The 12,667-nt window shown below is 70.6% G+C and carries 8 protein-coding genes; 4 read left to right on the top strand and 4 right to left on the bottom strand.

The window, feature by feature from the left end; translation table 11 throughout:
- The first annotated feature begins 211 nt into the window (after positions 1–211).
- The 4 genes from ACX9TP_RS39430 to ACX9TP_RS39415 all read left to right on the top strand — a co-directional run bounded on the left by ACX9TP_RS39430 (position 212) and on the right by ACX9TP_RS39415 (position 6,471).
- A complete protein-coding gene (locus tag ACX9TP_RS39430) occupies positions 212–3,712 on the top strand; it encodes an eCIS core domain-containing protein (RefSeq protein WP_482975828.1) in 3,501 nt (1,166 codons plus the stop codon).
- A gap of 2 nt (positions 3,713–3,714) precedes the next feature.
- A complete protein-coding gene (locus tag ACX9TP_RS39425; RefSeq protein ID WP_482975827.1) occupies positions 3,715–4,332 on the top strand; it encodes a HEAT repeat domain-containing protein in 618 nt (205 codons plus the stop codon).
- 194 nt (positions 4,333–4,526) lie between these two features.
- Positions 4,527–5,027 (top strand): hypothetical protein, encoded by a 501-nt coding sequence (locus ACX9TP_RS39420; RefSeq protein WP_482975826.1) that lies wholly within the window; start codon positions 4,527–4,529, stop codon positions 5,025–5,027.
- A 334-nt stretch (positions 5,028–5,361) separates the two neighbouring features.
- On the top strand, positions 5,362–6,471 hold the full coding sequence (locus ACX9TP_RS39415; protein WP_482975825.1) for an SH3 domain-containing protein: 1,110 nt from the start codon (positions 5,362–5,364) through the stop codon (positions 6,469–6,471).
- A gap of 22 nt (positions 6,472–6,493) precedes the next feature.
- On the opposite strand, the gene ACX9TP_RS39410 is transcribed toward ACX9TP_RS39415, so the two are convergent.
- The 4 genes from ACX9TP_RS39410 to ACX9TP_RS39395 all read right to left on the bottom strand — a co-directional run bounded on the left by ACX9TP_RS39410 (position 6,494) and on the right by ACX9TP_RS39395 (position 12,615).
- Positions 6,494–9,292 (bottom strand): heavy metal translocating P-type ATPase, encoded by a 2,799-nt coding sequence (locus tag ACX9TP_RS39410; protein ID WP_482975824.1) that lies wholly within the window; start codon positions 9,290–9,292, stop codon positions 6,494–6,496.
- 19 nt (positions 9,293–9,311) lie between these two features.
- Positions 9,312–10,295, bottom strand: coding sequence for a vWA domain-containing protein (locus tag ACX9TP_RS39405; RefSeq protein ID WP_482975823.1), 984 nt, complete (start codon positions 10,293–10,295; stop codon positions 9,312–9,314).
- Complete coding sequence (locus ACX9TP_RS39400) at positions 10,295–11,230, bottom strand: vWA domain-containing protein (RefSeq protein WP_482975822.1); 936 nt, start codon at positions 11,228–11,230, stop codon at positions 10,295–10,297. Before ACX9TP_RS39400 ends, ACX9TP_RS39405 begins: the two co-directional genes overlap by 1 nt.
- 65 nt (positions 11,231–11,295) lie before the next feature.
- Entirely contained in the window at positions 11,296–12,615 is a 1,320-nt protein-coding gene (locus tag ACX9TP_RS39395) for a hypothetical protein (RefSeq protein WP_482975821.1), read from the bottom strand.
- Positions 12,616–12,667: the final 52 nt, after the last annotated feature.

Genomic DNA, 12,667 nt, shown 5'->3' with positions numbered 1-12,667 from the left:
CGCGTTGGCGGGTGCCAGGTGCGGCCGGGTGGGACGCCACGGACCTCACCGCGTTGGAGGGACTCCGGCTGTGACTCCCGGTTCGACACACGTCAGCGCGGTTGCCTATGCTTTTTCCATGCGCGTGCTCAGGGGACTGAAGCCACGGCAGGGAGGGCGGCCGCGGCCGGGCTCGCGCGTGTCCCCACCCACTCCCGGAGAGGGCTGACGCATGCCGGCCTCCGCGCGCGCTCCGGCCTTGGGCACCACCGCGGCTGCCGCGCGCGCCCCGGCCCCCGCGCGGACGGGCACGGTGGCCACCACCGCCAACGCGCCGGGCGGGGCGGCCGTCCGCCTGGGCGGTGCGGCCCGGCGAAGCCCGCGCCTCCTCCGGGCCATGGCCCACCTGCGGCAGGAGCCGGAGTCCTCCACGCAGGCGGTGGGTGCGTCGCCGGAGGCCCGGCCCCTGATTGCGGCGCCACCCCTGCCCGGAGCTCCCGGCGGCGGCGCGCCCCTGACGCCCCCGGTGCGCAGCGCCGCCGAGCGCAGCTTCGGCGTCGACTTCGGCGCCGTGCGCGTGCACTCGGATGCGCACGCGGGCACCGCCGCGGAGCAGCTCTCCGCGCGGGCCTTCACGTACGGCAACCACGTCTTCCTCGGCCGCGGCGAGCAGTCCACGGACGTCCGGCTGCTGTCCCACGAGCTCGCGCACGTCGTGCAGCAGCAGGGCGCTCCGGCGGTGCAGAAGTCGGCACCGGGGCAGGACGGGCCTCACGAGCGCGAGGCAGACCGCGCCTCGCAAGCGGCGTCCCGGGGCGAGTCGTTCAACGTCAGCGGGCGGACCTCGGGGCCCGGGGTGCAGCGGCTGGGCATCAGCGACGCGCTCGACTACTTCGCGGGCCGGGCCAACAACATCCCCGGCTTCCGGATGTTCACCCTCATCCTCGGGGTGAACCCCATCAACATGAGCCGCGTGGACCGCAGCGCGGCCAACATCCTCCGCGCGGTGGTGGAGTTCATGCCCGGCGGCGGGCTCATCACCCAGGCGCTCGACAACCACGGCGTCTTCGAGCGCGCGGGCGCGTGGGTGGAGCAGCAGATTTCGTCGCTCGGCGTGACGGGCGGTGCCATCCGGGACGCCATCAACCGCTTCCTCGACTCGCTGAGCTGGCGCGACATCTTCAACCTGGGCGGCGTGTGGGAGCGCGCCCGGCGCATCTTCACGGAGCCCATCGACCGCATCATCAGCACCGCCCGCGCCATGGTGAGCGGCATCGTCCGGATGGTGAAGGACGCCATCCTGCGCCCGCTGGCGCGGCTGGCCGAGGGCACGCGCGGCTACGACCTGCTCAAGGCCGTGCTGGGGCAGGACCCGATTACCGGCGAGGCCGTGCCGCGCAATGCCGAGACGCTGATTGGCGGCTTCATGAAGCTGATCGGCCAGGAGGAAATCTGGAACAACCTCCGGCGCGCCAACGCGGTGAGCCGCGCGTGGGCGTGGTTCCAGGGCGCGCTGGGCGGGCTGATGGGCTTCGTCCGGCAGGTTCCCGGGCTGTTCCTCTCGGCGCTGCGCTCGCTGGAGATCGCGGACATCGTGCTGCTGCCGCGCGCCTTCGCGCGGGTGGCGAGCGCCTTCGGCGGCTTCATCGGCAGCTTCCTGGGCTGGGCGGGCAACACCGTCTGGAACCTGCTCGAAATCATCTTCTCCGTCGTCGCGCCGGGGGTGATGCCGTACCTGCGGCGCGCGGCGGCGACGTTCCGGACGATTCTGCGCAACCCGATGGGCTTCATCGGCAACCTGGTGCGCGCGGGCCTCCAGGGGTTGCGGCAGTTCGCGGGCCGGTTCCTCACGCACCTGCGCGCGTCGCTGATTGGCTGGCTCACCGGGGCGATGAGCGGGGCGGGCATCTACATTCCCCAGGGCTTCACCCTGATGGAGGTCCTCAAGTTCGTCCTCAGCGTGCTGGGCCTGACGTGGCAGAACATCCGCCAGAAGCTGGTGCGCGCCGTGGGCGAGACGGCCGTGAGGGCGATGGAGACGGCGTTCGACCTCGTCCGCACGCTCGTCACCCAGGGACCCGCCGCCGCGTGGGAGCAGATTCAGCAGAGCCTGTCGAACCTGCGAGAGATGGTCATGGAGCAGGTCATGACCTTCGTGCGCGACAGGGTGGTGCAGGCGGCGATTACGCGCCTGGTGACGAGCCTCAACCCGGCGGGCGCGTTCATCCAGGCCATCATCGCCATCTACAACACGGTGATGTTCTTCGTGGAGCGGCTGCGGCAGATTTCCCAGGTCGCCGCGTCCGTCATCGACTCGCTCGCCGCGATTGCCAGTGGCGCGATTGGCCCCGCGGCGAACCGCGTGGAGCAGACGATGGCCGGGCTGCTCACGCTGGTCATCAGCTTCCTGGCGCGCATCGCCGGACTGGGGCGGGTGAGCGACGCGGTGACGAACGTGGTCAACCGCGTGCGCCAGCCCATCGACCGCGCGCTGGACAGGGTGGTGGACTGGATTGTCGCGCAGGCGCGGCGGCTGGGGCGGTTCATCGCCAGCTCCGTCCGTGGGGCGGACACGCGCACGCCCGAGGAGAAGCAGCGGGACCTGGACCGCGCGGCGCGGGAGCTGCGCCCACTGATGGAGCCGATGTTGAGGCGAGGGACGCCCCGGCTCGCCCTCCGTGCGCGGATGTTGGTGTGGAAGCGCCAGTACCGGCTCACCGAGCTCGGGCTGGTCGGCGGGCGGATCCGCGCGACCATCAATCCGCAGGTGGACATGTTCAGCGCCGAGGAGCAGCAGCTCGGCCGGGAGCTCGAGCGGATTCTCCAGGCGGCGGAGGCCGCATACCTGGCCGCTCGGAACAGGAGAGGGGGCCGCACCGAGATACTCGAACGTGCGAGGAATGCCATCCGGCAGGGACGGCAACTGTCCGGGGCGCTGACCCAGGAGGACATGGTCGGCCTCATCCGTGAGCTCCCCAGGCTGCGGCAGGGCGCCTTCGTGGTGAGAGCGCCGGGCTACCGTCTCGCCGTCGCCGCCGACGGGCGGCTCCGAGTGGAAGGCCCTGGCTACTACATCTACCGAAACCTCCCCGGCCATGCTGCCAGCACGCAGGCCGCTGCGGTTGGACCGGGCGGGTTCTTCCAGCGTGGTGGCAGCTCCTTCCTCTGGGCTGGCTCCGTCAACAATCAGGTGACCAATGACCCTCGAATCGTCGGACTCAGGGACCAGGTGGAGGTCGCGCGGGCGCGGGGGGCTTTGCCTGCGAACCAGGTCTCGCGCGCGCTCGTGGCCCTCTCGGCGGAGGCGGGTTCCATCCGTGTCGTCGCCGAGGTCAACATTCCCGGCGCGGCGGGTGTGGTGAGCGAGGCGGAAATCACCTATGGGCGGATGGCTCCGATGGCGGCGCCCGCCTCCGCACGGGCGGGGACGGGGGCCGAAGCAGTGGCGAGGCCGGGCGTCGGCGAGGCACGCGCGGAGGCCATCCGTCAGGGCAGCTACGCCGTCATCTTCAACACCCTCTCGCAGGCCGTGCGCACGTCCTCCGATGCGCTGGTGAGATTGCCGGGCCGCCAGGGAGAGGCGCTCCAGGCGGTTGCACAAGCGTATGACCAGTGGCGCGCCGTGGCGGTCGTCAACGGACAGCTCCAGGAAGACAGCCCCGCCATCACCCGCGCCGCGGACGCGCTCCGCACCGCCCTGGTCAGGCTGATGGGCGCGACCCAGGCGAGGTAGCCATGACGCTGCTCTCCAAGAGCGTGGTTCTGAAGGCCCCCCCGACGGACGACCTCCTGCGTGAAGAGGCCGATGCGCTCTTTCGTGCGTGGCACGAGGAGCTGGACCTCTTCTATCTGTACGACGGCTGTACCGAGCAGGGCGAGGGGATGCGCGTCCATACCTGGTGGGACCCCGCGCGGCCCGACCTGGAAATCCGTCTCGTCTGCGATGACGTTGCTCGGCTCCGGTACTTCAGTGTCAGTGCCGGAGAACCGGAAGAGGTACGCATCCGCGACGCGCTACTCCAGCGGATGGCCGCCCGCTTCCCGGTGTTCTCCGTGAGCGAGCTGCGTGACGGCGTGCGCACCCAGCCGGACGACACGGTTGCCTGGATGCGCCTGGGGCTGGGCCTCGACGGTGACTTCGATGCCGAGTCCTTCGAGCTGCTCTCGAAGGCACTGAGGGCCAGCGACCCCAGAACGCGCCGGGGCGCCGCGGAGGCTGCCTCCCTCTTGCAGTGGCCGCAGCTGGCGATGCCGCTTTCCGAAGCCGTTCAGAATGAGTCGGATGACTCCATCAAGCAGCTCCTCGAATTGGCGGTGCGGGTCTGTGGCGACGCACAGGTGGAGCGCCAGTGAGCACGGGGTCCTGTCTCCCTTCGAGATAGCGACAGGCGACGCTGCCCGTGTTGCGACGGACGTCACAATCCTGGGCGGGTTTGTGACTTCACACGTCACATCGGGAGAGGGCGCTGACGTAACTCCAGACGGAGCATGCGTGGCTTGCTTCATGCTTCAGGGGCGGGCTCCCCCCTCACCTGAAGGAGACGCAGATGAAGAAGACTCTCGGAATCTTCGTTGCAGCCATTGCCGTCGCGGGCTTCGGTGCCTCCGTGCATGCCGCCGTCATCGGAGGTGGCTTCACCAAGACCTACGGAGGTGGTGGCACTCCCGTCAATCCGAACCCGACGTTCTACGGCAACTGCACGGCTGCGCTGCAGCAGTTCGCCGTGGGCTCCAACGGTGGGCCTGACTACAACGTGGTGATCAACTGGGTGACGGTGTCGGCGTCTACTCCTGGCGAGTGCAATTCCATCGTCAATTCGTACCTCAACAGCAGCAGCGGCGGATTCTGGTTGCTCAGCCCGTACCTCCCCCGGTGTGCATGCGCCTCGCCCGGCATGGGGCGAGCCATTGCCCTCGGCGACACCTTGAGCTGGACGCAGGCCCAGGACGACGCGATGAGCGCGGAGCTTGCCGATCTGAAGGCGGAGTACCGCGTCGATGAGTACTACGAGCGCGTGCAGCAGCTCGTGGAAGAGCGGATGCAGTAGTCCCGCCTCACTCCGCTCCATGGCGCCCGGCGGGAGTCCCGCCGGCGCGCAGCGCGTCATGCCACTGCGCGCTCCGAGGCGGACATGGCGGCCTTCCGCCCCGGAGACGCCGCGCGTTCCTCCTCGCCGATAGCGAGCGTCTTCCGGTACCCGGTGGCCTCGGCCAGCCGTGTCAGCTCGAACTCCCCGGGGGCTCGCGCACGGCCCGCGCAATCTCATCCAGCGTGACGCGGAGGGACCCGGGCTCGGAGTCTCGGAAAGGCTGAGAACTTTTTCCCACCCGGCACGTTGAAGCCTCTCACCACGCCGCGCACCCGCCCGGAGAGGCTGTTCCATGTCATTCGTCCGTACCCTGCGCGCCGCGCTCGTTGGCGTGCTGTGCCTTGCTTTGCCCGCGCTCGCTGGTGGCCCGCCGCTGGGCGAGGCGAAGATGTCCACCGCCAACAAGGCGGCGGCGAAGGTGCTCAAGGCCCGCATGCAGGAGGAGCGCCCGGAGGACTACGCCGTCCTCCAGAAGGTGGAGGCCGCCGAGGTGGTGGTGGTCTCCGGCGAGTATGACCGCGTGGAGGACGTGCTGCGAGAGGTGGGCGTTCCCTTCGTCGTGGTGACGCCGATGCAGCTGGCGCGCACGCCGCTGAATGCGAAGCAGCTCCTCATCATCAACTGCTCGGGCAGCCTGGGGCCCCAGGGGTTGGAGAAGGTGCGCAAGTTCGTCAACGCGGGAGGCTTCCTCTACACGACGGACTGGGCGCTGACGAACGTGGTGGAGAAGGCCTTCCCCGGCTTCATCGCCTCCAACGGCCGCGAGACGGCGGATGACGTGGTGGAGGTGCAGGTGAAGGAGTCCAGCGGCAGCAACCTGCTCAAGCACCTGCACCTGGCGAATGCGAACCCCAAGTGGTGGCTGGAGGGCGCGTCCTACCCCATCCGCGTGATTGCTCCGGACAAGGTGGAGGTGCTGGTGGAGAGCCGGGAGATGAAGAAGAAGTACGGCGCGGCGCCGGTGGCGGTGCTGTTCCGCTACGGAGACGGCAAGGTGCTGCACATCGCCAGTCACTTCTACCTGCAGCGCAACCAGGTGCGCTCGGTGGCCGAGGCGAAGAAGGGCGGTGCGTACCTGAAGGAGGACGCGAAGCTGTCCAAGAAGGCCGCGGAAGCGCTCGCGAACGACGAGGACGTGAAGAACGCCCAGGCCGGGGACCTCCAGAGCGCCTACGCCGCGCAGCAGATGACGAGCAACCTGGTCATCGAGCGGAAGAAGGACCAGGCGCGCATCGACCAGCTCTACAGCAAGACGCTGGCGCAGCCGGCTCCGGCGAGCCGGGCGAGTGCGGGACTGGGCTCGGGCACGCGCGTGAAGGTGTTGGAGCAGAAGGGTGGGAAGGTGAAGGTGCGCTCCATGGAGGGCGACGAGGCGTGGGTCGACTCGGCGGCGGTGAAGTAGCCGCCGCGTCGAGCCCTCGCGCTCAGCCCACCACGGGCTGCACGGCCACGGCAGCATCGGGCGCGGACTTCATGGCCTGGGGCCGGATGGCGAGCAGGCGCAGGCCGTTGGCGACCACCAGGAGCGTGCTGCCCTCGTGCAGCACCACCGCGTGGCTGATCTGCGTGAGGCCGAACACGGCGGCGATGATGAGGATGCCGCTGATGCCCAGCGAGATGACCAGGTTCTGCTGCATCACCGCCGTGGCCTGACGCGCCAGCCCAAGCGCGAACGGCAGCCGCGACAGGTCGTCGCTCATCAGCACCACGTCCGCCGTCTCTAGCGCCGCGTCCGAGCCCGCGCCGCCCATCGCCACGCCCACCGCCGCCGCGGCCAGGGCGGGCGCGTCATTCACGCCGTCACCCACCATGGCCACCGAGCCCTTGCGCCCCATCTCCCGCACCGCCGTCACCTTGTCGGCCGGCATCAGCGGCGCCTTCGCCTCGTCCAGCCCCACCTGCTCGGCGATGGACTTCGCCACCCGCGCGTTGTCGCCGGACAGCATCACCGTCCGCTCGATGCCGTAATCCTTCAGCGTGTGCACCACGTGCCGCGCACCCGCGCGCAGCGTGTCCGCTACACCCAGCACGCCCAGGTAGCGCCCCGCCTTGCGCACCACCATCGTCGTCTGGCCCGCCTCCTCCAGCTTGGAGACTTCCGCCGCGATTTCCGCCGGCACGGCCTCGCCCTCGAACAGCGCGAGGTTGCCCACGTCCACCAGCGCATCCCCTACCTTCGCGCGGATGCCCTTGCCGTGGATGGCCTCGCAGTCGCTCCCGGCCGGCGCCTGGATGCCAGCCTCCGCCGCCGCATCCACCACCGCCTTCGCCAGCGGGTGCGCGGAGAGCGACTCCACCGCCGCCGCCGTGCCCAGCAGCTCCTCGCGCGACACGCCCTGCGCCGGCACCGTGCTCAAGAGCTTCGGCCGGCCCACCGTCAGCGTGCCCGTCTTGTCGAAGGCGATGGCGTTCACCTTCGCCAGCAGCTCCAGGTAGATGCCGCCCTTCACCAGCACGCCGCCCCGCGCCGCCGCCGCCACCGCGGAGAGCACCGCCGACGGCGTGGAGATGGCCAGCGCGCACGGCGAGGCCGCCACCAGCAGCGATACCGCCCGGAGGATGGCCTCCTTCACCGGCGTGCCCATCAGCACCAGCACCACCGGGAACACCACCGCGCCAATCATCACCAGCGGCGCCACCGTGCGCTCCAGCCGCTGCGCGAAGCGCTGGTTGGGGCCCTTCTGCGCCTCCGCCTCCGCCACCATGTCCACCACGCGCGCGAGCACCGACTCCGAGGACAGCCGCGTGACTTCCACCTCCAGCAGGCCCTCGCAGTTGATGGTGCCGGAGAACACCTCGTCCCCCGCCTTCTTCGCGACGGGGAGCGACTCGCCCGTAATCGCCGCCTGCTCCAGCGAGCTCTTGCCCTCGCGGATGACGCCATCCAGCGGGACGCGGTCGCCGGGGCGCACGACGACGCGCTCGCCGCGCTGCACATCAGCCACCGGCACCTCCACCACGTCGCCGCCCCGGCGCACGCGCGCCACCTCGGGACGGAGCGCGCCGAGCGACTCGATGGAGCGCCGCGCGCGGTCCATGGCCCGGTGCTCCAGCGCGTGGCCCGCGGCGAAGAGGAACAGGAGGAACGCGCCCTCGAACCAGGCGCCCAGCACCGCCGCGCCCAGGGCCGCCACCACCATCATCGTCTCGATGTCGATGCGCAGCTGGAGCAGCGACTTCAGCGAGCCCCGGATGGCGAAGAAGCCACCGCTGGCCATGGACAGCGCCCAGACAATCGTGGGCACCAGCGCGGGGAGCCCCGCGAACTTCTCAATCGCCCAGCCGGCCACCAGCAGCACGCCGGAGACCACCACCAGCGGCATCTCCAGGAGCGGCGCCAGGCCACCGCCGTGCGCGTGGTGCGAGCAGGCATGGCCACTGGTGGGCACCTCCAGCGCGTAGCCGAGCGCCTTCGCCTTCGCCTCCACGTCCTTCAGCGTGACTTCCGCGCTGTCGTACTCCACGACGAGGCGCTCGCTGGCATACGCCACGCTCGCGGAGAGCACGCCCTTGAGCTTCCCCAGCCCGTGCTCGATGGCGGTGGCCGCGTCGGCCGAGGTCATCCCGCGCACGAACCACGTCTGGTGCTTGTAGCGCTCCGCCACCTCGGCGCCGGTGCGCTGCGCGGCGGTGAGGAGCTGCGACGCGCTCACCACCTCCGGCTTGTAGTGGATGCACACCTCGGCATGGCCCGCGTCCCTTCGCAGGTGCACGTCGGTGACGCCGCGGTGTGCCTCGAGCGCGGCCTCCAGCTTCTGGAAGCGGCCGGCGTCGTCCGTCTCGCCCGGCAGCGCACCCTCCAGGTCGAGCTGGAGCGCCGTGCCGCCGCCTTCCGCGGGGCGGTGCCCGGGAGGACGGATGCGCTTGGGCTTCGAATGGTGGTGGTGGCCATGGTCATGACCGTGGTCGTGGTCATGGTTGCAGCCGGGGCCGTGCTCATGCTTCTCGCCATGGGCGTGTGCATGGTCATGACCGTGGTCGTGGTCATGCTTGCAGTCGGGCCCGTGCACGTGCTTCTCCGCCTTCGGGCCGATGACCTTCAGCCCCTTGAAGGACAGCTTCCCGGCGGGCTTCACCGCCGCCAGGGACGGGCCGTGGTTGCAGCCCGGTCCGTGGACGTGAGGCTCGCCATGTCCGTGCTCGTGCGCGTGGTCGTGGTCATGCTCGCAGCCTGGGCCGTGGACGTGGCCGGACGACGCGTTGCTCTTCTTCTGCTCGGACATGGCGTGGGTCTTCCTGCGGCTAGTGGCGGTGGCCGCCGTGCTTGCGGGACGGGGCGGGGGAGGGGGCTTTCACGGGCTCGGGCTGCTTCGCCTCCTCTTCCTCGTCGTGGTGGTCCTCGTCCTCGTGCTCCTCGGGGATGGGCTGGGTGAACTTCTGCCCCGCCACCTCCAGGGTGAAGGCCTTGCACGTGGCCGGGACGTCGAACTCGAGCACCGCCGGCAGCCGGCCCTCGTACGACTTCAGGACCTTGCCCTGCTCGTCGTAGATGGTGCCGCCGGCGGCGACGGTCATCGTCTCATCCACCAGCACCGCCACCAGCTCCGCCATCTCCTCCATGCGGTCGGCGATGCGGTGGCACCAGAGGTGTCCCACGCCCGGGTACGTCTCGTGGGAAATCTCCTCCATCTGCTCCTCGTCCACCTGGTCACCCACGCCGACGAACACGAAGTTCATCCGGGGCAGGCGGCCCGCCGCGATTTCCTTCGCCACCTGCGTGGCGTAGGCGCGCACGTCGGGGCCGTCGGACAGCTGCGAGTCGGTGATGATGACCGCGAGCCCCTGGCGCGCGCCCTTCGTCACCTGCTGCTTCATGTGCGCCACGAAGTCGCGCAGCACCGGCAGCATCACCGTGGCCTTGCCGTAGAAGCGCGGGCCCGGGAAGCGGTAGTCCTTCGCCTGCACCGCCGTGAGGTCGCCCAGCGCCTCCAGCTGGCTGCCGTCCCCCGTGGCCCAGTAGGCGACGCGCACGCCGCCGTCGCGGTCCTTGCTCGCGAGGTACTCGAGCATCCACCGCATCTGCGGCTCGACCAGGTTCTTCACCGGCGCCAGCTTGGCCAGCACGCCGCGCGGCCCGTACTCGTCCTCCATGCTCGCCGAGCCGTCCATGTAGAGGGCCACGTCCAGCCCCTCCACCGTCGGGTCATGCAGCAGCGTGGCGACGACCTTGTTTCCCATCCGGTGCACGTCCGAGAACGGACGGACGATGGCTTCGTGGCCGGCCATCAGTGGTGGTCCTCGTCCTCGTCGTGGTGGTCCTCGTCCGGCAGCGGCTGGGTGAAGCGCTGGCCGTTCACCTCGAGGGTGAAGCTCTCCGCGCCCTCGGGCACGTCGAACTCGAGCACCGCCGGGAGGCGGCCCTCGTACGTCTTCAGCACCTTGCCCTTGTCGTCGTAGATGGTGCCGCCGGCCGCGACGGTCATGTTCTCGTCGACCAGCACGGCGACGAGCTCCGCCACCTGGGTGATTTCCTTGGCGATGCGGTGGCACCACAGGTGGCCGACGCCCGGGAACTCGGTGTGGGCGATGCGCTCCAGCTGCTCCTCGTCGATGCCGTCACCCACGCCCACGAGGACGAAGTTGAGGCGCGGCAGCTTGCCGGAGGCAATCTCCTTGGCCACCTGCGCGGAGAACTTCTCCACCTCTTCGGCGTCGTGGAGCTGGCCGTCGGTGACGATGACCGCGCACCCGCGGCGGGCGCCCTGGGGCACCTGGTCCTTGAGGTAGCGCACGTAGTCCTTCAGCGCGGGCGTGAGGAACGTGTGGCTCCCGAGCTTCTTCGCGCCGGGGAACTTGTACTGCTTCACGTCCACGCCCTTCAGCTCGCCCACCACCTCCACCTCGCGGCCGGACGCGCCCGAGGCCCAGTAGGCCACGCGCAGCATGCCGTTGCGGTCCTTCGTGGCCAGGTACTCGAGCATCCACTGCACCTGCGGCTCGACCTGGTTGGCGGGGTCCTTCATCGGCGCGCCGCGAATCCACTCCAGGAAGCTGCGAGGAGGCGTGTTGTACTTGTACTCCTCCTGCATGCTGCCCGACGCGTCCATGTAGATGGCCACGTCCAGGCCCTCGACGGTGGGGTCGTGCAGCAGTACCGCGCGAACCTTCCCCTCCTCGACATGGAGGTCGGAAAACGGCTCTACCGGCTTCTCGTGTCCCATGTGTTCCCCCTGCGGATGAGGGGCGACGGTATCCCCCCCCAGGCAGGCGTCGCAATGGCGGCCCGTCAGTCGTCGAAGTCGGACATCCAGTCCGGCTTCTTCCCCGCTGGCGAGGAGGGGGCCGAGGGAGCCTTGGGCTTCGCGGGCGCTGGGGGAGCGGGCGGGGCCCCACCGAAGTCCTTCATCCACGTGGGCGTGCCGGGCTTCGCGGGCGGGGGCGGGGCGGTGAAGGCCGGCTTCGCGCGCGTCAGCTTCGGCTGGGCGCCGCCGGGGTGCGACGCGGCGTGCGCGTCCAGGAAGTCCCGCATCCAGTCATCCGGGCGCGGCGGCTTTGGCGGCTCGCGAGGGGGCAGGGGGCGCCTGGGCACCGGCGCCGCAGCCAGGGGCGTGCCGCGCGAGACGGGCGCGCTGCCACCGGCCCGGCTCAGCGCGCGGAGCACCCGCTCCGTCTCGTTCGGCCAGCCGGGGAGGGCTTCGAGCGCCTTGCGCGCCACGTCGAGGAAGCCGGGCGCCCCCGCCTCGGAAGGCACCTTCACCTTCTCCGCGCGCAGCCACTCCGCCATGCGCGTGAGCAGGCCCGGGTGGTTGCGGCGGAGGATGGCCACGTCGCCCTTCACCTCGTAGCCGCGCATCTCCAAGTCGGCGATGGCCATGGCGCGGCTGGGCACGGGCAGCTCCATCCGCGCGAGAGGCTCCGGGCCTCCGTGGGCGTGCGCGTCCTCCTGCAGCTGCGTGAGGACGTCATGGAGGATGCGCGCCACCATGGGGCCGTTGGAGGCATTGCCCACCTGCAGCTCGGGCGGCACCGCGGGCCAGGCGAGCACCAGCCCGCGCCCTTCCGCGAGGCGCTCGGGGCGGTCTCCGGGCAGCAGCGCGTGGTAGCCGCGCGGCGCGGCCGGGCTCTCCGGGGTCTGCACGTAGTGGAAGGCGTCCGCCGCGCTGTGTACCAGCCCGGCCAGCACGTCCCCGCGCGTCACCGTGAGCTGCCCGGGCACGCGCATGGGGGCGTCTCCCGGCCACGGGCCGGACAGGTGGCCGTAGAGGTACACGGGGTCGTTGAAGCCCTCCGCGTTGGCGGGGTGCTCCACCAGCTCCACGGCGAAGAAGTACAGCTCCAGGGCGGCGATGCGGCGGGGCGTGCGGCCGGACGCCACTTCGTGGTGCGCGAGCTGGGCGCGCGTGGCGGGGGGGAGCAAGTCCCGCTCGCTCGCGGGCACGACGTGCACGTTGCCCACGGCGTCGACGCCGACCACCCACTCCTGCTCCAGCAGGTGGGGCGCGTCCAGGCGGAAGGCATCCACCACGTGCGTCATCTCGGAGGCGTCCGAGCGGACGGGCTCGGCCGCGCTGGCGGCATGGGGGACGAAGTAGCGGGGATGGCTCACGGCGAGGGGAACGCTGTCCCAACCGGGCGGTTCTCGCAAGGGCGGGGCCCCG

The organism is Pyxidicoccus sp. M15 (genome assembly GCF_056858435.1).
This window is presented reverse-complemented; position numbering and strand designations above follow the sequence as displayed.